Below are 24,283 nucleotides of genomic sequence, written 5' to 3'. Positions count from 1 at the left end.
TATTGTTCTAAACCTTGATTTTATGGGAGTTTGCAATAAAAAGAGCAATGACCTCCCTTTTTTGGTATAATGTCCTCGACGAAAACTCCAAAATACCTGAAAGGATTTCATTGCTCATGGACATTATACTTTATTTACTTCAACTTATTCAATACCAACATAAACAAATCTGCTGGCTTATTAACTTTATCTGTAGATTCATCCCGCTCAAGCAGTGGGCTTTTGATGATTCCCATTCTCCAAAGTACCAGAAATTCAAGATTGATGAGCTTCCCAAAATCATATCCTACAAGCAGGACTGGAACTGGAAGGATCTCATCGCTTATTACCAGCAGCGCTACCACAAAACTATACGCCCTGTATTTCGCCGGGTGGAGTGTGATATTCCAAAACACTGTACCTGCCCTGCATGTGATGCCCCTGTGGACTATCTCATGTGGAATGATGGCAAGAAGAAAAGCCAGGTTCTGTGTAAGGTCTGTCAAACGCATTTTTCTCCCACTAAGGAGAACCGTTTTTCCAAAACCTCCGTCCTGAAGTGCCCTCATTGCAATCACAGCCTTGTTCACAAGAAAGACCGCAAACACTTTATCATCCATAAATGTGTGAATCCTAAATGCCCTTATTATCTGCACAACCTCAAAAAGGTTGATAAAAAGCATCTGGATGAGGACTATGGCAAAAACAAATATAAGCTCCATTACATCTACCGCGAATTCACGATGGATTTCTTTAAGCTGGACTTAAACTCTCTGCCAAAGAATGCCTCATCTCTTAAATTCACTAAGTTCGATTCCAATACGATGTCTCTGTGCCTGACTCTTCATGTGAACCTTGGTCTCTCTCTTCGAAAAACCAAACAAGCTCTCAAAGACCTCTATGGGATCGGCATCTCCCACCAAAGTATTGCCAACTACTGTAAATCAGCCGCTATGTGTATCAAGCCTTTCGTTGACAACTATGATTACGGAACCGACAAAGTATTTACTGCCGATGAGACCTATATCAAAATCCGTGGCATCAAAGCTTATATCTGGTTCATCATGGATGTTGCCAGCCGTTCCATTATTGGTTACCAGGTATCTGATAACCGTGGAGTCGGTCCCTGCATTCTTGCCATGCGAATGGCTTTCAGGCATCTGAAGGAACTTCCGCAGCACTTTAAATTCATTGCTGACGGTTATAGTGCCTATCCTCTGGCTGCCCAACAGTTTTTCCATGAGTTTGGAGAAAAATTTAAGTTCGATATTACCCAGGTAATTGGACTTACCAACGACGATGAAGTATCAAAAGAATTCCGACCATACAAACAGATGATTGAAAGGCTCAACCGTACATACAAGGCTTCTTACAGACCTACCAACGGTTTTGATAACATCGACGGTGCCAACTATGATTTAGCTCTGTGGGTAGCTTATTACAACTTTCTCCGTCCTCACAAACACAACAACTATAAGATTCTTAATGATGTTGAACTGCTTAAAGGTGCCGGGAATATGCCAGGTAAATGGCAGCTCCTTATCTTCCTTGGCCAGCAGACAATTCTAAATATGCAAAATCAAGCAACTGCCTAAAGGGTGCGGAACCGTTGTCAAGAAAACCGTGGAATACCACAGTGCACCGCACGAGGATATGCCGCGAAAGTTTCTTGACATAAGGTTCACGGATTATCCTGTTCTAGCAGAAAAGGGGCAACTGCGCCCTTTTCCTGCCTTCCGGCGAGGATGGGTTCGGGCAAAGCCCGTATCGGGTCAAGGGACTGGTCCCTTGCGGGTACTTAGGGCAGTGCCCTAAGCCCTCGGAGAGCTATTCGCTATCAATATCTACAGTTTTCAAGGTTCGTTTGAGCCTCTTTTTTGACTCGGTTTTCTCATAAATCATTTGACACTACCATATTAATCTTTAAGTCCAGACATCATAACCCCTTTTACGAAGGCATCCTGCGCAAATATAAATGCAATAAGTACCGGTAACACTGCAATAACTGAGGCTGCCATAAGTACCGGCCAGTTTGTTGAATACATTCCCTGCATACTCGCCAGACCAAGAGGTAATGTGTACTTCCTTTGGTCGTTTAAGTAGACGAGCGGTGTAAAGTAATCGTTCCACACTCCCATGAAACTGAAAATCGCCAGAGTTGCAATTGTCGATTTGGCAAGTGGAAATGCTATCCTGAAAAAGGTTGTAAAGGGATTACATCCATCAATTTTAGCAGCTTCAATTAATTCATTAGGAACCGTAATAAAGAATTGTCTCATCAAAAATGTTCCGAAGGTAGATACGGTCGCCGGCAGCATCAGTGACCATAAGGTGTTAACCAACCCATAGTTTGACATCTGCAAAAAATTAGTGATCACCGTCACATGGAAAGGAACCATCATCGTAGCCAGATAAAGTGTAAAAATTTTATCTCTGCCTGGAAAATTCATCTTTGCAAACACGTATCCGGCTGTTGCAGATGTAAACACCTGAAAGATCACTACCCAAAGGGAGACCTTGATACTGTTCAGGAAGTAATGGAAATAGTTAAATCTTCCAGAAATCTCAAAATAATTTTCCCATTTGAATGCTTCGCCAAATAATGTCGGCGGAAAAGCAAAAACTTCCGTAAGGCTCTTAAATGATGATGACAGCATCCAGATAAATGGAACCAGCATGGTGGCTGCACCCAGCATTAAAAGAACATGCGTGATGATACGTACGGGTGTGATTTTTATTGTCTTTTTCGCTTTTTTCTTTTTTTTCATTTTGCCTCCTTAATATATCTCACCCATCTTCTTTTCCGCACGCATATTAAAAAGCGTCAATATAAGTACTAAGAAGAACAGCAAATATGCCAGTGCACAGGCATAGCCCATATCAAAGTATTGAAAAGCATTTTGATATAGATAATGAACTAACACGGAGGATGAGCGTCCTGGTCCTCCTTTTGTCATCAACATAACCTGGTCAAATACCTGAAAGGAACCAATAATTGACATAATAAAAATGAAAAAAGTAGTCGGCTTAAGCAACGGGAGCGTAACATATTTGAATTGCTGCCACTTGCTGGCACCATCAAGTGTAGCCGCCTCGTAATATGATGTAGATATTCCCTGTAAACCGGAAAGGAACAGCAACATATTGTAACCTGCGTTTTTCCAGATGCCTACGATAGCAATTGCCACCAGAGACGTTCTTGCATCCTGCAGCCACTTGGGACCATTTATCCCAATCAGCGACAGAAAATAATTCAGGATTCCGTATTCCGGATTGTATATCCACTGCCACACAATGGATACAACAACCATAGATGAAATAGCCGGCAAAAAATAACAGGCGCGATAAAACCTTTTTAGTGCAATCTTCTGGTCAAGCAAGACTGCCAATAACAGCGAAATTGCCATCCCTGTTGGAACTGTTATCACTGTGTAGATAATCGTATTTAGCGTGACCTCTCGGGCGATTGGATCTTTAAACATCTTTATGTAATTATTGAATCCAATGAATTTGGGCGGTCTGAGCATATCATACTTAGTGAAACTAAGAGCAAATGTTGCCACCATCGGTATTAACATAAACATCAAAAAGCCCAGAATATTTGGTGTTAACATCAACGCAGCCCACTTACTGTCATTCTTAAGCTTGCTGATTTTCCTGGTTTTGTTATTCTTCACTTACTACCTCCTCTGCACTTAATCATGACTGCGGAACGCCTCCTATTTCATATCTTCCAGATTTTCCTGTATAGCTTCATTAATTCTTCGGTCAATATTCTCCAGCGTCTGATTCAAATCCTGATCCTGTTTAAAATACATATCTGTTTCTTCGATGACAATATCCCTCCCCTTTGCTGTCTTCTGCAGCGCACTGGGATCAACCTCCGCATTCTTAAAATAATTTAACATTAATTTATAATCTTCTCCATGAATATCAGGATTCATCCATTTATCCCAGTTCTCTTCTTCATAAAAGGAGATACGGTTTGGCATCCAAAGTCCTGTATGGCAAACTGCGCCAAGATAATCATATCCTGCCAGGAACTTAAGGAATTTCCAGGCCTCTTCTTTATGTTTGCTGGTCTTTGAAATGCTGTGGACATGTGCTTGTCCGGTCGTCGTAACCCTGGCATATGAAGGCATTGGAGCAATTCCAACATTCATGCCAGTATCTGCAAGCTCCTGCATTGACCAGGAGCCATCAATCAAAATAGCCACTTTTCCGGTTTGGAGCATTTGCTTAGACGTCATGCCAACGGAATCCAGGGTAGTAGCATCAGGCATGGATTTGTCCACCGTCCGAATCTCTTTAATGATTTTTAATACCTCCTTATTTTCTGGGGAATTAATGATGCTTTTGGTGTAGTCATCATTGTATCTTTTACCATTATTGCTTAATAGCTGTGCGTTGAGGGTATCAGCAACATTTTCAAGACCATAGCACCCATAAATATCATCAGTTGTCAGCTTCTTTGCTATATCTCTAAACTCTTCGATCGTCCAGCTGTCTGCAGGATCAGCACTTGGATACTTAATACCTGCAGCGTCAAAGACATCTTTGTTGTAGTAGGCAATCGGTGAAACAGTACAGGAATGAAGTCCGTAAACTCTGCCATCCACTTCCATAATCTGCTTGGATGACTCAATATAGTCATTGAACGAAAGCTCGCTGTCAAACATATCAGTCAGATCTTCAATCGCCCCCCTGGCAACCATGTCACGGTATGTATCAGACGCCACGAACAATACATCCGGAAGCGAGCCTGCAGCAGCAGATGCAATCATCTTTGCATTGTAATCAGAACCACCTTTGCCGGCAGGTGTATAATTCACCTTTATATTTGGATTTTGCTTTTCAAATTCGGCAATACCATCCTCTACTGCCTTCGTTTCCAAGGGTGATGCTTCCCAGCCCATAAATGTAATCTCTACTACCTCACCATCAGACGTTTCCGTTGTTTTATTTGCACTATTACCAGTTGTCGATCCATCATTCTTTTTTGCACTTCCCCCACCACATCCGGATAATAGGGATATAGCCATCGATAATGTCAAAATACTTACCAGTGATTTTTTCTTCATCATTTTCCTCCTTTTGGAAATATAACAGTGTCTTGTTAGGTTCAATAATATTATTTAACCACTTTTCATACAACTGCCAATCCCCATATAAGGTGGTCATTTCCAAGTAGTTGCTTTTTCTGCGCTGTCTTTGATTTACAAGGAAAAATTTATATGATAATTTATCCTACATGGGGGTGATAAAATGCTATATCTGTCAGCTGATCCAAGCAAGCCTGTCCACTACGTATCCAGTGGAAATCTGATTTCAGAAGACACATTCATCCATGACAAAAGAAATCTACCGACTTTTGTTTTGATTAGTGTCCTGGAAGGGGCTTTGTATATTACGCAAAACAATAATCCATTTATTATTAAAAAAAACGAATTCATCCTATTATTTCCAAATATAATTCATTATGGTCATAAGCCTAGTAATGGCTACCTTTCTTACTATTGGACTCACTTTGAACTTCCTGATGAAAATTACTCCATCTTCAACCTCGGAGCATTGAAAAGAAATGGAGGTGTTTTCAATATCGATACAGAATATACTTTGTCTTCCCCTTCTTCAAAGTTTCTAATTCCGGAAACGGGCAGATTATCCATTGATCAACGAACAAACTTACTTTTTCACCAGTTATTGGATATGTCAAAAAGAGATAATTATAATATAACTTATAAAGAGCATTACGCTCTCAGCGTCTTACTGCTGGAACTTACCGCCGAAGCGTATCCTTATAAAAGTCTCAAAAATCCAAGCATGCCGCTGCAAGTAATTCAGATAATCGAATGGATACGTACGAACTATATGAATAATGACTTATCAGTTCAGGGTATTGCTGATTACTTTAACTATCATCCTACTTATTTGACCAGTTTATTTAAAGAATATACGGGGTATCCTTTACTGACATATCTGAACCGGACAAGAATTAACGTTGCTAAAAACATTTTATCCACCAGTTATAACAAGCCCATATGTGCGATTGCCAAAACCTGTGGCTTTAAAGATGAAAAATACTTTATGAAGCTTTTCAAAAAATATGAGGGAATGACTCCTACCACTTACCGGAACGCCTTTGCTCAAAAGCATCTCAACAGATTTTAGAGGATGCTCATAAGATAGTTTTTGTTCCAGGCAAAAAAACCTTACTGACCTTCAGCGCATAAATTCTGAAAATCGGTAAGGTTAATATTTAGAACAAATAAATATCTTATATCCATCTGCCTTTTAAATTAACTATTTAATTATCTGCATCTGCATTTACCCACAAAATACTTGTGAATTCTGAAATCTTCGGTCAGCTCCGGATGAAATGTCAAAGCAATCTGATTTTCAAATTCTACGGCTACAATTCTGTCATCGACAGTACCCAGAACTTTGACTGTGGAATCTGTCGAAAGAATATAGGGTGCTCTGATAAAACGCATGGGATATGAACCAATTCCCACAATTTCTTGTTCAGACACAAAACTTCCAAGCTGTCTTCCATATGCATTGCGTCTGATTTTCATAGGAATCGTGCCAAAGTAAGCGTCAACTCTTCCCTCTATTTCTTTTGCAAGGAGGATTGCTCCGGCACAAGTACCTAACACCGGCATCCCTTCTTTGATTTTTTCTTTTATATTAGAAAAAAGTCCAAGGTCATTTAAGAGTTTCCCCATTACAGTACTCTCTCCCCCAGGCAGGATTATTCCGTCTACTTCTGTTAATAAGTCCTCTTTTTTTCTGACCTCAAAGTATTCAACACCCAGTTTTTTAAGAATTTGTTCGTGCTCCACGAAGGCACCCTGTACAGCTAATACACCTATTTTCATATGCGTTTACTTGCCCCTTTCAGCCATCAGGAGCTCTATTTCTTCCTCATTAATTCCGACCATAGCCTCTCCCAAATCCTCCGACAGTTCTGCCAGTGTATTCCGGTCATTGAAGTTTGTAACCGCTTTTACAATTGCTGCCGCTCTTCTTTCGGGATCGCCGGATTTAAAAATTCCCGATCCGACAAATACCCCTTCTGCACCTAATTGCATCATAAGTGCTGCGTCAGCAGGTGTCGCTACTCCGCCTGCCGCAAAGTTCACAACTGGAAGCTTTCCATATTTTTTTACGTATACCACCAGGTCATAGGGAACCGACAGTTCTTTTGCTTTGTTATCCAGTTCATCTTCCTCCATAGAAACAATCCTGCGGATTTCTGACTGTATCATACGCATATGGCGTACGGCTTGTACAATGTCTCCGGTTCCGGGTTCCCCTTTTGTTCGAATCATAGACGCTCCCTCGCTAATTCTCCTAAGAGCCTCCCCCAGATCTCTTGCGCCGCAAACAAATGGAACCTTAAATTTTCTTTTATTGATATGGAATACATCGTCAGCCGGAGAAAGCACTTCGCTCTCATCAATATAATCAATCTCTATGGCCTCTAAAATCTGCGCTTCTGCAAAATGACCAATCCGGCATTTTGCCATTACGGGTATGGAAACAGCATTTTGGATTCCCTTTATCATTTTCGGGTCACTCATTCTTGAGACACCGCCGGTTGCCCGGATATCTGCCGGTATTCTCTCCAGTGCCATAACAGCACATGCTCCTGCAGCTTCCGCTATCTTTGCCTGTTCTGGTGTTGTTACATCCATAATGACGCCGCCTTTTAACATCTGAGCCAGCTCCTTATTCAATTCATACCTGTTGTCTTCCATCTTCGTCTCTCCTTTAAATTATATTAAGACAACTATAAACGAAAATTGGATTTGTTAAAATAGCCACTTTCCAAAAAAATAGTAATACCAGTTGAAGTTTAAACTGGTGCACTATCCCGTTGACATATTGGTATTGGAAGTCAAAAATATAATTCTATTGACAAGTATCTGTGAATATAATACACTCTATGTAGATTCTAAAATTTCTAATTTAGTTTCAAGGCTCTTCAGCCATATGTCTCAATTCATTTTTAAAAGCATACGAATAAAATACCTCAGTTCAGTGATAAAAAGCAATTGAAATAGCGCATATGATTTGCTATACTTCTTATATGGAAAGAGCTGAATTCTCTGTATTTCACTTCTCTATATCACTCTTCTGAGCACCAAGGAGGAAAAGTGTTGCAGGAAGATGATTACAAAAAAACAGGGAGAGAAAACTTTAAATCCGGGGACAGGATTCGGGACGTCAAAATGATAAGGTATAATTCATCAAACCAGCCGGATGCCATCCTGGCGATTGAAGCTCAAAGGGAAGTTCACTTTGGAATGCCCGTGCGGGTAATGACGTACGATGCTATGGATTACTCAGACCTATAAGGAAAATTGGAAACTTCTTATGGCAGATAAAAAAGACTACTATACTTCTCTGTCATGGGAGAAAAAGGACCTTGTGGCTGTGTTTCTGGATATACCGCCACTCAGGAAGCAGCCGGAAAAATATAAACATGGAGGTGGATACGATATGTGTACAGCAATTGAGGAAATGGTTCAAGACGGTAAAAAACGTGGAAGGGTTAAGGGTTAAAGGGGAAGAAAGATATAATCTTCTTTTAACAAAACTCTTGCAGGATAACCGGGCAAATGACCTGCAACAGGTTATTCATGATAAAGGGTAACCAACTGCAGTCTGCCGGAACACCGTTTTGTCTGCAGTATTCAGCCCAGATATCGCCAAAGGGAAAGGTCTTTAATTCTTCCTGCATGATCATGAGTTCTGTAAGCCTTCCTTCGTCCTGAAGCTCTTTAAGCAATTGGTTTGGAGTACAGAGAGCGTTCAGCAACGCCTTCTGCCAGCTTCGGAATCCAATAACCCAGGCCGCAATCCGGTTAATGCTGGCATCAAAGAAATCAAGTGCCATGTATACCCGTTTCAATCCATCGCACCGGACAATTTCCTTAGCCATCTCCTTTGTTTCATTGTCAAATAAGACAACATGATCGCTTTCCCATCTGACCGGTCTGGTAACATGCAGCGCAATTTCCGGATAATAACACAGTAGGGCGGGGATCTTATCGCTGACCACTTCCGTAGGATGATAATGTCCATTGTCCATTAATGGCAGGCATCCCTCATGCGTGGCTGCAAAGCTTAAGGTGAACTCCGCGGAACCCGCCGTATAGGATTCCACACCGATTCCAAACACCTTGGATTCCACACAGGGCTTTACAAGCTTTCTGTCAAAAGGCTCTGAAAGAATCTGTTCAATCGAATCCTTATACCTCATCCTGGGTCCCATTCGGTCAGCCGGAATGTCCTTGTACCCATCCCCTGTCCAGATATTCATAACACACGGAACCCCCGTCTCCCTGGCAAAGTATTCTGATACTGGAAAAATGTGGGGTTAAAATCAATTCCCAGATTTCTTTCTTTTGCAAATGTGACCCACTTCTTAAAATGTTCCGGCTTGAGTGCATCCCGGTCCATCCCTTTTTTATCTTCAAAAATCTCATAAGAGGCATGAAGATTCAGTTTCTTTTTCCACGGCATCAAACGGATTGCCAGATCCATGTCCGCCATAAGCTCCTCAGGGTTCCTCGCTCTCCCCGGATAATTACCGGTTGTATGGATTCCCCCGGTTAAGGGACCTTCATGGTCAAAGCCGGTTACATCATCCCCTTGCCAGCAGTGAAGGGACACTGGAATGTTTTTCAGGGTTTCAATAGCCGCATCCGTATCCACACCGCTCTCCGGCAATCTCTTTTTTTACAGACTGAATCATCCAGAGTTCCATAATATCTTCAGGTAGCGGAAACGGCAATCATAACCGCCTTCATTGGTAAAGTTCTTCCGCCTGCTTTTGCCGAAACAGTCTGCTTCCGGAAGTTCCGTTCCCATGAGAGACCAGGTTCCTGAACTGATATAGACAGTATTCTTTCTCGTTGCCGGAACCGCCATAACTGCTGAAGCTCTGTCATGCGTTGCCGGAAGTATTATCTGACAGTGAAATCCAACCTCTTCCGCAATGTCCGCCAGCAGGCTGCCCAGGCGATATCCCGGCTGCCTGATTCCGGCAAATAGCCTGCTGGGATACCCCAGTGTTCTAATAAGCTCCCAGTCCCAGTCTTTTGTCACCGGACTGACCAACTGAGTTGTTGTAGCATTTGTGTACTCCGTTGCCATAATACCGGTCAGTATATAGTGGAGATAGTCAGGAATAAGAAGGAGTTTACTGGCCTGCTTCATCAGCTCCTGTTCCTTCTGTTTTAATGCCATCAGCTGATAGATGGTATTAAAAAGCTGCTTCTGAATACCTGTCCTCTTGTAAAGCTCTGCCTCAGACAGAAAGCAGAAAACCTCCTCATCCATCCGTTCTGTCCTGGAATCTCTGTATGCAGTGGACTGTGCCAGCTTCCTTCCCTCCTTATCAAGCAGGACATAATCCACTTCCCAGGTATCAATTCCAACGCTTTCAGGAATTTTTCCTGCTTTTGCACATTTTTTCATTCCTGTAAGGACTTCCTGAAAGAGCCTGTCAACATCCCAGTAGAGTCCGCCTCCGTCCAATCAGGAGTGATGTTTAAATAGCAGGAACCAGGACATATATTTCCTCTGCCCTGATTCCTGCCATCTACTATCTTGTCATATCCACCCACTGTATTTCCAGCCCGGGCTTCACCGGTTCAAATGTGATTTCATATGCACCGGCTTCCAGATAGATGTTATTTAGTTTTATCAGCGTCCATTCTCCGCCTGTTCCGTTTGTCTGGATCGTCACCACTGCCTGGCCGTTCATCAGCAGATTACAGGAGGACTGTGCCACTTCGGAAAGCGGAGATCGCACTTTCACAAGGAACTTATACCGTCCGCTGTGTTCCAGCTGCACATGGAAGCGCTCACTTTCAGCCGGAACAAATCGTACGGTTTCAAAGGAAAATCCCTTTGCTTCCCTCCTGACATCCGCTGCGGTCTGTCCGGCTCGTTGTGCTGCCGGAGACTGCAGGATAAATCTGCAGATATTGAGCGCCGACCTTTGCAGCTCCCCTATCGTAAGCCTTCCTTCCTCCAGGGCCTCCAGCAGATTATCCTCGTGCGCATTTTCCTCGGCACCACCGTTTGGGACTACCATATACAGGTCGTTCTGCGCCCTGACCATGGCGGCCGTATTGCTGATATCTGCCTTTCCTCCAAGGACCGGATCATTCATCTTCGCCCACCAGTCAGTCATGACGATTCCCGTATAATTCCATTCCCCTCTTAGAACGGTCGTACACAGGTCATAATTAGATGCGGACCAGTGGCCGTTCACCGGATTGTAAGAGGTCATGATAGAACGGGCATCGCCTTCTTTTACCGCCAGTTCAAAGCCTTTCAGATAAATTTCTCTCATTGCACGCTCGGAAACGATGGAATCCGCCGTATTTCTCCCATACTCCTGGTTGTTGCAGGCATAATGTTTGACGGTGGCAGCGGCACCGCTCTTTGCAATCCCTCTGACTACTGCAGCTGCAAACCGTCCGGTCACCAGTGGATCTTCTGAAAAATATTCAAAGTTCCTTCCATTCATAGGATTTCTGTGGATATTAATCCCCGGTCCTAACAGGGTATCCACCTCATTGCGCAGCAATTCCTCTCCCTCCAGCTCATAGAGTTCCTCTACAAGCTTCAGATTCCACGTAGATGCCAGCAGTGTGCCAATCGGCAGCTGGGTCGCTTTTAGTCCGCTGTCCATCCGGATTCCGGATGGACCATCTGCCGTACAGGCCGCCGGGATCCCATAGTGGAAAAGACTTTCGGCCACGCCTCCGAATGCAGAAGCGGTTCCCGGTGTCACCAGGGGGCTGCACATCCCTTCCCCCCGGACGATTCTGGAAAGCTCCTCCTTTGAAAGCTGTGCTACAAATTCCTCCAGACCGGCCTTTTGCTCCTTTACATCCTGGAAACGGATTCCCCGGTCTCCTGTAATTTGAAGCTCCCGGGGAAGATTCTTCCGGATCCGCTCTTCCAGGGAGATTTTCTGTTTTGGAACCCTTTCATAAGTAATTTCATAACGGCCGTCTTCTTCTTGTGTCCCCGGCCGGAGCCTGCTGTAGTCACAGACCGGAGCCAGGACCTCCTCCTGCTGTTCGATCACCAGACATTCTTTTATATAAAGGGCTTCCTCGTTCGAAGAAATCCGCACAGCATGTTTCACATCCGTGCCTGCGTAGATTTTATACTGTCCAGGTTCCAGGACCCAGCAGGAGCGGTGTCCGGCCGCACCGCTGTCATCATAAGAGGCCATGGCTGCCACCGGAAAATCCACGGTAAGTTCCTGAGTCGCTCCGGGAAAAAGCAGGTCCGTCTTGGCAAAGCCTGCGAGGACCCTGGCCGGTTTCCCGAGCCGTCCCTGCGGCGCCTCAAAGTAGACCTGCACCACTTCTTTACCGGCATAGACAGAGCCGCTGTTCTTCACCCGGACCCGTATGTGGATCCATGCTTCTTTTCCCAAACCAAAGATCTTTATCTGTGTTTCTTCAATCGTGAAATCGGTATAGGACAGACCAAATCCAAAGGGAAAACGCACCCTGTCCGGTGCAAAGGTTTCAAAATAACGGTAGCCCACATAGATATCTTCTTGATAATAATTTTTCTCTGCACCGCCGAAATTTGCGGTAGAGGGATAATCCTCTATCGCATAGGCAATGGTATCGGTCAGCTTTCCGCTGGGTGCCGCCACTCCGGCGAGGATCCGGGCGCAGGCATTTCCTCCCTCACTTCCTCCCTGCCAGCTGTAGAGCACCGCCCGGATATTCTCTTTATGTTCCAGTGTATCCAGCCAGCTCATATCCATGATATTGGATACATTCAGCACCACTGCGACCTGATCGAAAGACCGGGTTACCGCCTGGATCATTTCCTGCTCCTGTGCGCTCAGAAGATAGCTTCCTTCCACCGCCGCATTGTCCTGGTCTTCACCGGCCGTGCGTCCGATTACCACCACTGCCTTGTTGGAAAGCTGCGCTGCCCTTTTGGCAGTTTCTTCTGTAACAGGCATTTCCTCCTGATGCCATGGTTCACCGGCCCACATGCCTCCGCCATCGTCAAAGGGATGCTCCTTGATCCATGCCTCATAGTTCTCGGCCAACTCCTCATTTATACAGACGTTTCTCTGTTCCCTTAATGCATCCAGCAGGTTCGAAATATACGTCACATGCACTGCCCCGCCCGAACCCGTTCCACTCCTGTAATAATCGATCTGGCATCTTCCGAACAGGGAGACACAATCTTTTTCTGTCAAGGGCAGCATTGCGCCCTCATTCTTCAGCAGGACCATTCCCTCGGCCGCTGCCCTCCGTGATGCCTCTCCAAACCCTTCCAGGGGGATTCCGATTTTATGCTCACTCATATCATTCCACCACTTCTACAGAAAGTTCCTGATCTCCCAGGACCTCATAACTCCAGTTTCCATTGCCGCCTTCCACATGAAGCAGGATCGTTTCCCCTTTTCTTTCGGCATGTGCAGTCATGACTACTTTTCCGTTTAAATCTGTGACTTCGGTGCTGGAGGCGGCACCCTCACAAAAGACAGAGAGACAGAACTTCACGCCATCACAATATTCATAATCCGGTTTCGTATCGCAGCTTCCTACGGCCAGAATCGAGTTGGGGCGCACCAGCAACGGCAGCGAGAAGTAATCGTGTGTCTCTTTTTGCCATTTACCTCCCGCTGCCACACTCCCGGTCAGCAGATTCACCCACCTGCCTTCCGGAAGATAATATTCTACCTCCCCGGATTCCTTGAACACCGGTGCCGCTAAAAGAGAATCTCCCAACATGTACTGCTTGTCCGGTGTTTCACAGGCCCTGTCTTCCGGGAATTCCACAAACATGGGACGCATCATGGGTATCCCTTCCTCATGGGTCTTCACTGCCTGCCTGTAAAGGTAAGGCATCAGCGCACATTTCAGTTTTACGAACTTTCTTAAGACATCGCAGGCCTCCTCGTCAAAGAGCCACGGCACCCGGTAAGAAGAGGATCCATGGAGCCGGCTGTGAGAGCTTAAGAGGCCGAACTGACACCATCTCTTATAGATATCCGCCGGAGCTGTATGCTCAAATCCGCTGATATCATGGCTCCAGAACCCGAAGCCTGCACAGGCCAGGGATAATCCGCTGCGGATGGTCTCTGCCATGGACGGATACGTTGCCGAGCAGTCGCCCCCCAGTGGGCAGGGAACTTCTGTCCGCCCACAGTCGCGGAACGGGCAAACAAGACAGCCTCGCCTTCGCCGCGTTCACGTTCCAGGAGTTCAAATACGGCCTGGTTGTACAGCTGTGTATAATAATTATGCATTTTCACCGGGTCAGAGCCATCGTAGTAGGCGATGTCCTTTACCGGAATCCGTTCACCGAAATCCGTCTTGAAGCAGTCCACGCCCATATCCAGAAGCTTTTTCAGTTTCTCCTGGTACCAGGCTGTGGCCTCTGGGTTCGTGAAGTCCACAAGTCCCATGCCGGCCTGCCACATATCGGTCTGCCACACGTCGCCGTTTGACTTCCTGAGCAGATACCCCTGCTTCCGGCCTTCCTGAAACAGCGGTGATTTTTGTCCGATGTACGGATTGATCCACACACAGATCTTCAGCCCCCGGTCATGATACCGTTTCAGCATCCCTTCCGGATCCGGAAATGTCGCGGGATCCCAGGTGAAGTTGCACCACTCATATGCCTCCATCCAGTAACAGTCAAAGTGGAATACATGCAGCGGAATATCACGGTCCGCCATTCCCTGGATAAAGCTGCTGGTCGTGTCCTCGTCATAGTTTGTCGTGAAGGAGGTCGTCAGCCACAGGCCAAAGGACCAGGCCGGCGGCAGTGCAGGTTTCCCGGTCAGTTCCGTATATCTGGCAATGGTCCCCTTCGGTGTGTGCCCGTTGATGACATAATAATCCAGCCGTTCGCCCTCGACAGAGAACTGCACCCGCTCTACTTTCTCGCTGGCGATCTCATAGGAGGCATCGCTCTCATTATCCAGCAGCACCCCATATCCTTTGTTGGTAATATAGAATGGGACATTCTTGTAGGCAATCTCGCTGGCCGTCCCGCCGTCTTCATTCCACATCTCCACGACCTGTCCATTCTTGACAAATGGTGTAAAACGCTCTCCCAGTCCGTAGACATATTCGTCAACATCCAGCGCAAGCTGCTCCACCATATAGCACCGGTCCGTCTTCCGGTCCGTCATATGCGCCATGTTACGGAAACCAGTGTTAGTAAGTTCCCGCTCTCCATCCATGAAGCGTATGCCCCAGGAATCAGGCCGCTTATCAATGACGGCCTTTGTACTTCCGCTCTTGTAGATAAGACGGTCCTCTGTTTCTTCGATCGTCACATGGGGAGCGGTGTGGTGCACCTGTGCAAAGGGACCCTTATAGGCGGTTCCTTCAAAATGACATACGGATACCTTGATCACATCCTCCATGGGGCTCGTCAACCGGATGGTAATCATCCCCAGATTCAGGCAGTCTCCTCTGTTGGAGATGTGCCTGCCCGGTGCATATACGGTCAGTTCCTCTCCATTGATCCGGCTGTCACAATATTCTACTGCATAAAGCGGTGTGATTTCTTTCTTCACACACCAGTATCCATCCGTAAATTTCATATGCCTTCTCCTCTCTCAAGCTAAATTCAATTATCTATTATCCTATCATATATCCCCGGACTTTTCCATGTATAATCGGGTTCTGGCTGGACTGTAGTCTGTCTCTTCATCCTTTGACAGAACCGGCCGATACCCCTCCGACAATATATTTCTGTCCCAGGACAAACACCAAAAGCACCGGTGCCAGCGTCAGTATAATGTCTGCAGCAACCAGGTTCCAGGAATTCTCGAATGCACCGAAGAAATTATAGACTGCCAGTGTCATGGGCCATTTTCTGGAATTATTCAGATAGTACAAGGGCATGGTGAAATCATTCCATACGGCCATAAAATCCAGAACAAACAACGTTGATATAATTGGCTTTAACAACGGAACAATTACTTTGACGAAAAGCTGCCATGGCTTACACCCGTCTATCACAGCTGCTTCATCAATTTCTCTCGGAATCGTCTCTACAAACCCGTAAGCCAGAAACAAACTCAGCGGAATATTGATTGCGGCATAGAGCAGGATAATTCCAATTCTTGTGTTTACGATGTGGAACGCCTGCATAACCTTCATAAGGGCAACATTGTTAATCGGCATTGCGATACCTGAAATGATGAAATAATAGAGAAACCGATTAACACCCTTCTGGTTTCTCGAGATCACGAATGCCGCAGCGGCTACAACAATAACGATGATGACTACACTGCAGGTGGCATATAAAAACCCGTTGAGAAACGAGGAAACCAGTTTTCCCTGCTCTATGACAGTGGCGTAGTTTTCAAACACCCACTCTGTAGGCAGAGAAAGGGTCATCCTGTTTGCTTCAGCAGATGTCTTGAAGGAGTTCACGAATAATACTACAAGAGGGATAATCACCACAAGACTGATAAAAACTGATACAATATTTCCAATTACGTGTCCTATGATCTTAGCTGTTTTTCCCATCAGGCTTCCACCTCCTTATTTTCCATGGACTTGATGATAAAATACAAAAGAGCCAGCACTATAAAGAACAGCACACTGGAAAGTGTAGTTCCCATGGCCAGATTTCCTTTGGAAAATTCTTTGTATACAGCAGTATTAATCACACCTGTGGCATTTCCGGGGCCGCCATTGGTCAACGAATAAATCATATCAAATACACGAAGACCGTAAGTCACGTTCAATACAGTCACATTGACAAGCACAGGTTTTAAAAGCGGCAGGGTAATGCAGCGCAGTTTCTGAAAGAAGCTGGCACCGTCAATACTGGCAGCTTCATAATATTCCGGTGATATGGACAGCAGTCCCGCAATTACCACCACCATAATATACCCCATACCTTTCCAGGTATCTACCGTCATAACGGTGGGAAAAACCAGATGTAAGTCTGTAAGCCAGTTTTTCGCCAGTGCTCCAAGACCGATTTTGCGAAGAAAATCGTTCAGAAATCCTGTGGTAGGATGAAGCATGCTCTTAAATACCAGACCCACCACCAAATAAGACATTACCTGCGGTGAAAAGATAATCATGCGTTGAAAATTTTTACCTTTGATGAATTTCTGCGTCAGCAGCAATGCGAGGGCAAGACCAAAGACCGTCTTCATCACAGTAGTAACCACCGTAAAAAGAACCGTGTTGCCTATATATTTCAAATATTCTGAATTTCCCGTGAAAATCGCTTTATAGTTCTTAAGACCCACAAAATTTATCTCGTCTGTAAAGTTATTCCAGTCAGTGAAGGAATAGGCGATACCAAGGATTCCCGGGAGGAAGCACAGCAGAAAAAACAGAAGTGCTGCGCCACTGGCAAAATACCAGGGATATAATTTCTTTTTGTTCATTTTCTTACCTCCAGATTATATGACGATCCGCCTGCCCGAACCGTAAAAGAAGGTGCCTCTGAAATTTTTCTGTAAGCGAGGCACCTTCCTGTTCATCAAACTCTTATTTTGTCCATGCCGGATCTTTTTGAAGCCCGGCCTGCTCCGTACGCCGATTCATAATTGTATTCAGAACATCTTGCGGCGTCATAGCCCCGGTATACATGGATTCCAGATCTTTTCCGACATCCATCCACTGACTGTCAATATAGTTGACAGAGGTCTGAACCACATTTGCCTTTTTCAGTGAATCCAGAAATGCCTGGTCTTCTTCTGAATATTTACTCTTGATTTCCGGCCAGCATAATGCGCTTAATTCAGGCTGTCCATCCAGACGTTTCTGCAGGTTTTCCGGTTTTGCAAGAAACTCGAAGAACTGCTTTGCTTCCTCAACATGTTTACTGTCTTTGTTGATAAAGTAAGCATTACTTGCAGGATTCACACCGACGGTCTGATTGTCTCCCCACGGCATTACGAAGGCTCCCAGTTTTTCTGTTGCCTTGAAATCAGGGTAATCCGACTCGATCTCACCACGATAGCCAAGTTCCGCGATTGTCATTGCACAACGCTCTGTTGCCATGGCTTCTTTGGCGTTTTCCCATGCATTGCTCAGATAATCCTCACCGAAATAGCCGGCTTTTGCACACGCATCCAGTTCGTTAATAATTGTAAGCAATGACGGAATCTGATCCAAATCTATTTCATTCTGATTGAGCTTTTCATACATATCGGGATCCTGCTCCAGCCACAGACCACCTGTTTCAAACAGGGGCAGTACCTGATGCCATCCATTCGTGGTAGCTTCATAGATCGGAGTCGTGCCGGAGTCCAGAATTTTCTGGCATACATTCTTAAACTCTTCGTATGTCGTCGGTACTTCCAGATTTAGCTTGCTGAAAATATCCTTGTTATAGAGATAAAAGTACATCTTGGCTCCGGGAAATGTGATGCCATACACCTTATCATCTACAGAAACTGCAGAACGTGCACTTTCCTCCATACGGCCTGTCCACTCCTGGTCAGTCAGATCTACACAATACTGATCCATATGCAGGCTGGAGGCCAGACCGATCGGTGTATCCGCACAGATAATATCCGGAGCTTCACCCGAATCCAGTTTCACTTTGATTAAGTCTCTCCACTGTGCATCAGGCGATATCTGGAAATCAATCTTGATTCCTGTCTCCTTTTCGAACTCCTTTGCCAATTCCTGCACAACTCCAGAATTGGGAAGTCCGCTCTGATGGCTTCCGAAAGTCAGGGTAACACCTTTTTTCCCACTTCCGCCTTCACCACTGTCTTTTCCCGATCCGCAGCCGGCAAGTAAACCAACTGTCATTGCTGCAGCCAATGAAAGACTCATCATTTTTTTCAAACTCTTTTTTATCATCCTTTTGCTCCTTTTAAATGATTATTTCGTAATTTCTGTCTGTATTTTATCGATAAAACATCTTCCAATTGTTGTAAACACATAATATCACACCCCTCATTCTTACAAAATAGACAATTCTGAACATGCAATTGCATTTTTCTGAACAACCTTGTATAATAGCTCCACGGAAGGAGGTGCATGACCTATAAAAAAACCATCAAAACATTATTCTCAAAAAATGTATCTTTTTGTAATATACGGCCTTTTTATCCTGACTTTGCTCGGTATATTCTTTGTCTTTACCTACAGGCACTATCAGAAAAACGCATTGGAGGAAAGCTCCCGGGATTTGGAAAATGTATGTGCCTCCGTCGGGAATTCTATCGAGACACAGTTGGATAATCTTTCCTCGATTTCCATGAACCTGGTGTATTCCAATGCAATAAAAACCAATTTCAAGGAATTTTCAGAGCTGTACCAAAAAAGCGGTACTTCTCCGTCCCGTCTGGTCGCTTCCCAGGAGAAAGCCCGGGCAATTCATGACATTATCACAGCGATGATCGGTGCCTACCAGAACGCATCGGCAATCAATCTTTATACACTGGATGGCTCCTATGTGGAATCCGGGTATTTTGAACGTACTGCTACCTTAAATCTGGCGGAGCAGCCCTGGTATACACCGGTTATGGAACTCAACGGCCATAAATATATCAGCCGGCCCACTGTTCATATGGATCTTCCGGCAAAAGGAGACAATCAGCATGCTCAGAAGTTTATTTCTATTGTTCGGCTGTTTCTGGATTCCAACAGCCAGCCCGAAGGGATTGTGGAGGTCATTCAGGATTGTGGAAAAATCTTTTCACTTGCCTCTCAGTTGGAAAGTCAAAATCCTGACACCGGTGTATTTATCTACAATTCCCGCCACGAACTGGTCTATCCGTATCAGAGACAGGCTCCATCTGTAAATTATTATACACTGACCGTAGATAAATATACGCGTGAAAAGACAACCCGAATTGTTACCGCCGGGGATGGACAACAGCTATTATCCACATATCAGGAAATTCCGGATTATGACTGGACCGTAGTGCTCACGAAACCGAGTACGGCTGTCTATGACTCTCTGAACAACTTTCGTCTGATTTTTGGATTGATCGGTTCTCTGTCCATTCTTCTCACCCTGTTTATCTGCTTTTATATCTCCGAGCGGCTGACAGCACCACTGCAGAAACTGACCAATGCTACAGGTAAAATCACCATTGACCGGGTACTGGATGAAAGAAAGATCAATCTGACCAGTGCAGACAGTAATATAAAAGAAATCTCACAGCTTTGCGAATCTATCCGGAGCATGTATGAAAAGCTGCGTTCCACTTCTCAGGAGGCTCTCTTATCCCGCTCCGAGGAGGCCAGAGCCAAGCTGCAGGCAACGCAGTTTTTGATTAATCCACACTTCCTCTATAATTGCCTGACGAACATCAGTGTTATGGCGGAAGAATCTATGAATGCAGATATTATACACATGTGCGAATCACTCTGTGACTATTTCCGTTATATTTCCTCCTCGCGGGATATGTTTGTACCCCTTGATGAAGAGATATTCTACACACAGTGTTATCTGGAATGTATGCAGCTGCGTTTTTCCTCTGAACTGGAATATACCCTTGATATTGCAGAGGAAACCAGGCAATACTATATTCCCAAGCTGATCATACAGCCCATCGTGGAGAATGCCTTTAAGTATGCTTTCAATATCGCGCCACCCTGGAAGCTGCAGATCTCATCTTCAAGAGAGGGGAACAACTGGCTTCTTCGCATTCAGGACAACGGCGGTACTTTAAGTGATAAAAAGAAGCAGGAATTACTGGATTTGTACAAAAACCTGAATTTAAATGAAGAACTTAAATCCATGCAGATTGGAGGCATGGGGTTGAAAAATGTCTATCTCAGACTTAAACTTCTATATGGGGACAAAGCCATATTCAAGATTGAAAATACTTTGCCGCAGAGAACAATATTTATTTTTGGCGGTCCGATTATGACTGAACCGCCGCACAGCTTTTAGTTTCTCAGAATTCTGGTACAGGAATGACAGGAGGGAACATCAAATGAACAAAAGCTATAATTACCTTGTCGTGGAAGATGAAAGCCTAATCCGGCGAAATCTGATAAAAAAGATTGCCTCTTTGCATCTTCCCCTTAATTTGGCAGGAGAGGCGTCCAATGGCATGGAGGCCATCCTTCTGGCTGATAAGCTCTGCCCGGAATTGGTCATCACCGACATCCGCATGCCTCAGTGTGACGGCCTGGAGGTAGCTGCTTATCTGCAGAAAAATCATCCGGATGTCAAAATAATCATTATTAGCGGGTTCGATGACTTCTCTTATGCGCAGTCAGCAATCCGATATGGCGTAAAAGACTATTTACTGAAACCGATCAAACTGGAAACCCTTTCTGAGTCACTGCATAAGCTGCTGATTACGATGCAGAAAGAATCTGAGTCCCTGGAAGCCTACACTACAGATAGCAGCAGCCTGGATCGTGAATCCATCTGCAAGCTGATGGAGACATATCTTCAGGAAAACTATCGCAGTGATATTTCCTTCCAAACCTTGAGTGAACGTTTTGGTTTTACGCCTGAATATCTGAGTAAAATCTTTAAGAAACACGCAGGTGAAACCCCCTCCAAGTATTTGACCAGATTACGGATGAATGAGGCGAAACACCTGCTCCTGGGAAATCCGGAGCTGGAAATACAGAAAATCGGGGAACTTGTCGGCTATAAGGATGCTTTCTACTTCAGCCGTGCCTTCAAAAGCTATACCGGCATCCAACCCAGTGAGTTCCGAAATAATTCCGGAATATAGATTTGCTTATTTCAGATTTTTTTATTATAATAGATTCATATGGATAAGGAGGAAATAGATATGGCACACGTGATAGCGGTAGCCGGAAAAGGCGGAGTAGGTAAAACCACATTATGTGGATTATTAATTCAGTATTTATGCGAAAGCGGTAAAAGGCCGGTACTGGCGGTCGATGCAGATGCCAATTCCAATTTAAATGAAGTACTCGGAGTTGAGACCGGTCCGACACTGGGTGAGATCCGCGAAGAATTGGAGCAGGCGGGGATGGACCCCAATTCTCCCATCCCAAAGGGCATGCCCAAATCCGACTACCTGCAGATGCGGTTAAATGATGCCCTGACAGAGGAGGACGATTATGACCTTCTGGTTATGGGACGTTCCCAGGGACAGGGATGTTATTGTTATGTAAACGGCCTGGTACAGGCCCAGATACAACGGCTTCAGGGTAATTATCCTTATATTGTGGTTGATAATGAAGCCGGAATGGAGCATATTAGCCGTGGTATCCTTCCAAAGATGGATACTATGATTGTGGTCAGTGACTGCTCCCGCCGGGGAGTGGAAGCCGCCGGAAGAATCGCAGCGCTCGTCCGGGAATGTAATATGAAACCTGGAACCATGGGATTAATCGTGAACCGGGCACCACATGGAGAATTAAACAAAGGCACAATGGAAGAGATTGAAAAGCAGGGTCTTACCCTCTTAGGGGTTGTACCTCAGGATGAGGATGTTTATGAATATGACTGCGACGGAAAACCGATTATTGATCTTCCCGCAGACTCTCCTGTAAGAAAAGCCTTAATGGATATCATTAAAAAGCTCAATCTTTGATTACAAAAAGCAGAATCGTGTATGATTCTGCTTTTTGTACTTTCATTCTCAGGGCTTCAGGAATTTTGTTGGTAGTGTCAAATAACTACCTTGTTTTATTGTTCTAAACCTTGATTTTATGGGAGTTTGCAATAAAAAGAGCAATGACCTCCCTTTTTTGGTATAATGTCCTCGACGAAAACTCCAAAATACCTGAAAGGATTTCATTGCTCATGGACATTATACTTTATTTACTTCAACTTATTCAATACCAACATAAACAAATCTGCTGGCTTATTAACTTTATCTGTAGATTCATCCCGCTCAAGCAGTGGGCTTTTGATGATTCCCATTCTCCAAAGTACCAGAAATTCAAGATTGATGAGCTTCCCAAAATCATATCCTACAAGCAGGACTGGAACTGGAAGGATCTCATCGCTTATTACCAGCAGCGCTACCACAAAACTATACGCCCTGTATTTCGCCGGGTGGAGTGTGATATTCCAAAACACTGTACCTGCCCTGCATGTGATGCCCCTGTGGACTATCTCATGTGGAATGATGGCAAGAAGAAAAGCCAGGTTCTGTGTAAGGTCTGTCAAACGCATTTTTCTCCCACTAAGGAGAACCGTTTTTCCAAAACCTCCGTCCTGAAGTGCCCTCATTGCAATCACAGCCTTGTTCACAAGAAAGACCGCAAACACTTTATCATCCATAAATGTGTGAATCCTAAATGCCCTTATTATCTGCACAACCTCAAAAAGGTTGATAAAAAGCATCTGGATGAGGACTATGGCAAAAACAAATATAAGCTCCATTACATCTACCGCGAATTCACGATGGATTTCTTTAAGCTGGACTTAAACTCTCTGCCAAAGAATGCCTCATCTCTTAAATTCACTAAGTTCGATTCCAATACGATGTCTCTGTGCCTGACTCTTCATGTGAACCTTGGTCTCTCTCTTCGAAAAACCAAACAAGCTCTCAAAGACCTCTATGGGATCGGCATCTCCCACCAAAGTATTGCCAACTACTGTAAATCAGCCGCTATGTGTATCAAGCCTTTCGTTGACAACTATGATTACGGAACCGACAAAGTATTTACTGCCGATGAGACCTATATCAAAATCCGTGGCATCAAAGCTTATATCTGGTTCATCATGGATGTTGCCAGCCGTTCCATTATTGGTTACCAGGTATCTGATAACCGTGGAGTCGGTCCCTGCATTCTTGCCATGCGAATGGCTTTCAGGCATCTGAAGGAACTTCCGCAGCACTTTAAATTCATTGCTGACGGTTATAGTGCCTATCCTCTGGCTGCCCAACAGTTTTTCCATGAGTTTGGAGAAAAATTTAAGTTCGATATTACCCAGGTAATTGGACTTACCAACGACGATGAAGTATCAAAAGAATTCCGACCATACAAACAGATGATTGAAAGGCTCAACCGTACATACAAGGCTTCTTACAGACCTACCAACGGTTTTGATAACATCGACGGTGCCAACTATGATTTAGCTCTGTGGGTAGCTTATTACAACTTTCTCCGTCCTCACAAACACAACAACTATAAGATTCTTAATGATGTTGAACTGCTTAAAGGTGCCGGGAATATGCCAGGTAAATGGCAGCTCCTTATCTTCCTTGGCCAGCAGACAATTCTAAATATGCAAAATCAAGCAACTGCCTAAAGGGTGCGGAACCGTTGTCAAGAAAACCGTGGAATACCACAGTGCACCGCACGAGGATATGCCGCGAAAGTTTCTTGACATAAGG

19 protein-coding genes and 2 pseudogenes are annotated in these 24,283 nt (G+C 44.6%); 8 read left to right on the top strand and 13 right to left on the bottom strand.

Features of this window, described 5'->3' with window-relative positions; translation table 11 throughout:
• Positions 1-116: 116 nt before the first annotated feature.
• A complete protein-coding gene (locus KNL20_RS02570) occupies positions 117-1,574 on the top strand; it encodes a DDE-type integrase/transposase/recombinase (RefSeq protein WP_230399076.1) in 1,458 nt (485 codons plus the stop codon).
• A gap of 321 nt (positions 1,575-1,895) precedes the next feature.
• Here KNL20_RS02570 and KNL20_RS02565 read toward each other — a convergent pair whose 3' ends face one another.
• The 3 genes from KNL20_RS02565 to KNL20_RS02555 are packed head-to-tail and all read right to left on the bottom strand — an operon-like array spanning position 1,896 to position 5,063.
• Positions 1,896-2,747 (bottom strand): carbohydrate ABC transporter permease, encoded by an 852-nt coding sequence (locus KNL20_RS02565; RefSeq protein ID WP_230399092.1) that lies wholly within the window; start codon positions 2,745-2,747, stop codon positions 1,896-1,898.
• 9 nt (positions 2,748-2,756) lie between these two features.
• A complete protein-coding gene (locus tag KNL20_RS02560) occupies positions 2,757-3,656 on the bottom strand; it encodes a carbohydrate ABC transporter permease (protein ID WP_230399091.1) in 900 nt (299 codons plus the stop codon).
• A gap of 42 nt (positions 3,657-3,698) precedes the next feature.
• The gene (locus KNL20_RS02555; RefSeq protein ID WP_230399090.1) at positions 3,699-5,063 is read right to left on the bottom strand and encodes an ABC transporter substrate-binding protein; all 1,365 of its coding nucleotides are present in this window, start codon (positions 5,061-5,063) and stop codon (positions 3,699-3,701) included.
• A 181-nt stretch (positions 5,064-5,244) separates the two neighbouring features.
• Here KNL20_RS02555 and KNL20_RS02550 point away from each other — a divergent pair, with 181 nt between their 5' ends.
• Positions 5,245-6,150 (top strand): AraC family transcriptional regulator, encoded by a 906-nt coding sequence (locus KNL20_RS02550; protein ID WP_230399089.1) that lies wholly within the window; start codon positions 5,245-5,247, stop codon positions 6,148-6,150.
• A 140-nt stretch (positions 6,151-6,290) separates the two neighbouring features.
• On the opposite strand, the gene pdxT is transcribed toward KNL20_RS02550, so the two are convergent.
• Complete coding sequence (gene pdxT, locus KNL20_RS02545) at positions 6,291-6,860, bottom strand: pyridoxal 5'-phosphate synthase glutaminase subunit PdxT (RefSeq protein ID WP_230399088.1); 570 nt, start codon at positions 6,858-6,860, stop codon at positions 6,291-6,293.
• 6 nt (positions 6,861-6,866) lie between these two features.
• On the bottom strand, positions 6,867-7,742 hold the full coding sequence (pdxS, locus tag KNL20_RS02540) for a pyridoxal 5'-phosphate synthase lyase subunit PdxS (protein ID WP_230399087.1): 876 nt from the start codon (positions 7,740-7,742) through the stop codon (positions 6,867-6,869).
• A 402-nt stretch (positions 7,743-8,144) separates the two neighbouring features.
• Here pdxS and KNL20_RS02535 point away from each other — a divergent pair, with 402 nt between their 5' ends.
• Both KNL20_RS02535 and KNL20_RS02530 read left to right on the top strand, forming a co-directional pair.
• Entirely contained in the window at positions 8,145-8,342 is a 198-nt protein-coding gene (locus KNL20_RS02535; RefSeq protein WP_230399086.1) for a hypothetical protein, read from the top strand.
• A gap of 19 nt (positions 8,343-8,361) precedes the next feature.
• Positions 8,362-8,550 (top strand): hypothetical protein, encoded by a 189-nt coding sequence (locus KNL20_RS02530; protein WP_230399085.1) that lies wholly within the window; start codon positions 8,362-8,364, stop codon positions 8,548-8,550.
• Positions 8,551-8,575: 25 nt separating this feature from the next.
• Here KNL20_RS02530 and KNL20_RS02525 read toward each other — a convergent pair.
• The 8 genes and pseudogenes from KNL20_RS02525 to KNL20_RS02495 all read right to left on the bottom strand — a co-directional run bounded on the left by KNL20_RS02525 (position 8,576) and on the right by KNL20_RS02495 (position 18,848).
• Positions 8,576-9,720: pseudogene (locus KNL20_RS02525) on the bottom strand (L-rhamnose isomerase).
• 21 nt (positions 9,721-9,741) lie between these two features.
• On the bottom strand, positions 9,742-10,470 hold the full coding sequence (locus KNL20_RS02520) for an FGGY family carbohydrate kinase (RefSeq protein ID WP_230399084.1): 729 nt from the start codon (positions 10,468-10,470) through the stop codon (positions 9,742-9,744).
• A gap of 127 nt (positions 10,471-10,597) precedes the next feature.
• Positions 10,598-13,351: a glycoside hydrolase family 3 C-terminal domain-containing protein gene (locus KNL20_RS02515; RefSeq protein WP_230399083.1), complete on the bottom strand. Its 2,754-nt coding sequence runs from the start codon at positions 13,349-13,351 to the stop codon at positions 10,598-10,600.
• 1 nt (position 13,352) lies between these two features.
• Positions 13,353-13,847: a hypothetical protein gene (locus KNL20_RS15935; RefSeq protein ID WP_329957515.1), complete on the bottom strand. Its 495-nt coding sequence runs from the start codon at positions 13,845-13,847 to the stop codon at positions 13,353-13,355.
• 93 nt (positions 13,848-13,940) lie between these two features.
• Positions 13,941-15,607: pseudogene (gene yicI / locus KNL20_RS02510) on the bottom strand (alpha-xylosidase); the annotation flags it as partial.
• A 106-nt stretch (positions 15,608-15,713) separates the two neighbouring features.
• Positions 15,714-16,541, bottom strand: coding sequence for a carbohydrate ABC transporter permease (locus tag KNL20_RS02505; RefSeq protein WP_230399082.1), 828 nt, complete (start codon positions 16,539-16,541; stop codon positions 15,714-15,716).
• Positions 16,541-17,419, bottom strand: coding sequence for a carbohydrate ABC transporter permease (locus KNL20_RS02500; RefSeq protein WP_230399081.1), 879 nt, complete (start codon positions 17,417-17,419; stop codon positions 16,541-16,543). The genes KNL20_RS02505 and KNL20_RS02500 overlap by 1 nt, the downstream gene beginning before the upstream one ends.
• A gap of 103 nt (positions 17,420-17,522) precedes the next feature.
• Entirely contained in the window at positions 17,523-18,848 is a 1,326-nt protein-coding gene (locus KNL20_RS02495; RefSeq protein ID WP_230399080.1) for an ABC transporter substrate-binding protein, read from the bottom strand.
• 331 nt (positions 18,849-19,179) lie between these two features.
• Between KNL20_RS02495 and KNL20_RS02490 the strand changes: the two genes are divergently transcribed.
• From KNL20_RS02490 to KNL20_RS02475, 4 genes are all read left to right on the top strand, one after another.
• Positions 19,180-20,895, top strand: a complete 1,716-nt coding sequence (locus tag KNL20_RS02490) for a cache domain-containing sensor histidine kinase (RefSeq protein ID WP_230399079.1) — start codon at positions 19,180-19,182, stop codon at positions 20,893-20,895.
• A 43-nt stretch (positions 20,896-20,938) separates the two neighbouring features.
• Positions 20,939-21,697 (top strand): response regulator transcription factor, encoded by a 759-nt coding sequence (locus KNL20_RS02485; protein WP_230399078.1) that lies wholly within the window; start codon positions 20,939-20,941, stop codon positions 21,695-21,697.
• Positions 21,698-21,757: 60 nt separating this feature from the next.
• The gene (locus tag KNL20_RS02480; protein ID WP_230399077.1) at positions 21,758-22,528 is read left to right on the top strand and encodes an ATP-binding protein; all 771 of its coding nucleotides are present in this window, start codon (positions 21,758-21,760) and stop codon (positions 22,526-22,528) included.
• Positions 22,529-22,740: 212 nt separating this feature from the next.
• Positions 22,741-24,198: a DDE-type integrase/transposase/recombinase gene (locus KNL20_RS02475; RefSeq protein WP_230399076.1), complete on the top strand. Its 1,458-nt coding sequence runs from the start codon at positions 22,741-22,743 to the stop codon at positions 24,196-24,198.
• The last annotated feature ends 85 nt before the right edge of the window (positions 24,199-24,283 follow it).

Source organism: Novisyntrophococcus fermenticellae (assembly GCF_018866245.1).
Classification (GTDB): Bacteria; Bacillota; Clostridia; order Lachnospirales; family Lachnospiraceae; genus Novisyntrophococcus; species Novisyntrophococcus fermenticellae.
This window is presented reverse-complemented; position numbering and strand designations above follow the sequence as displayed.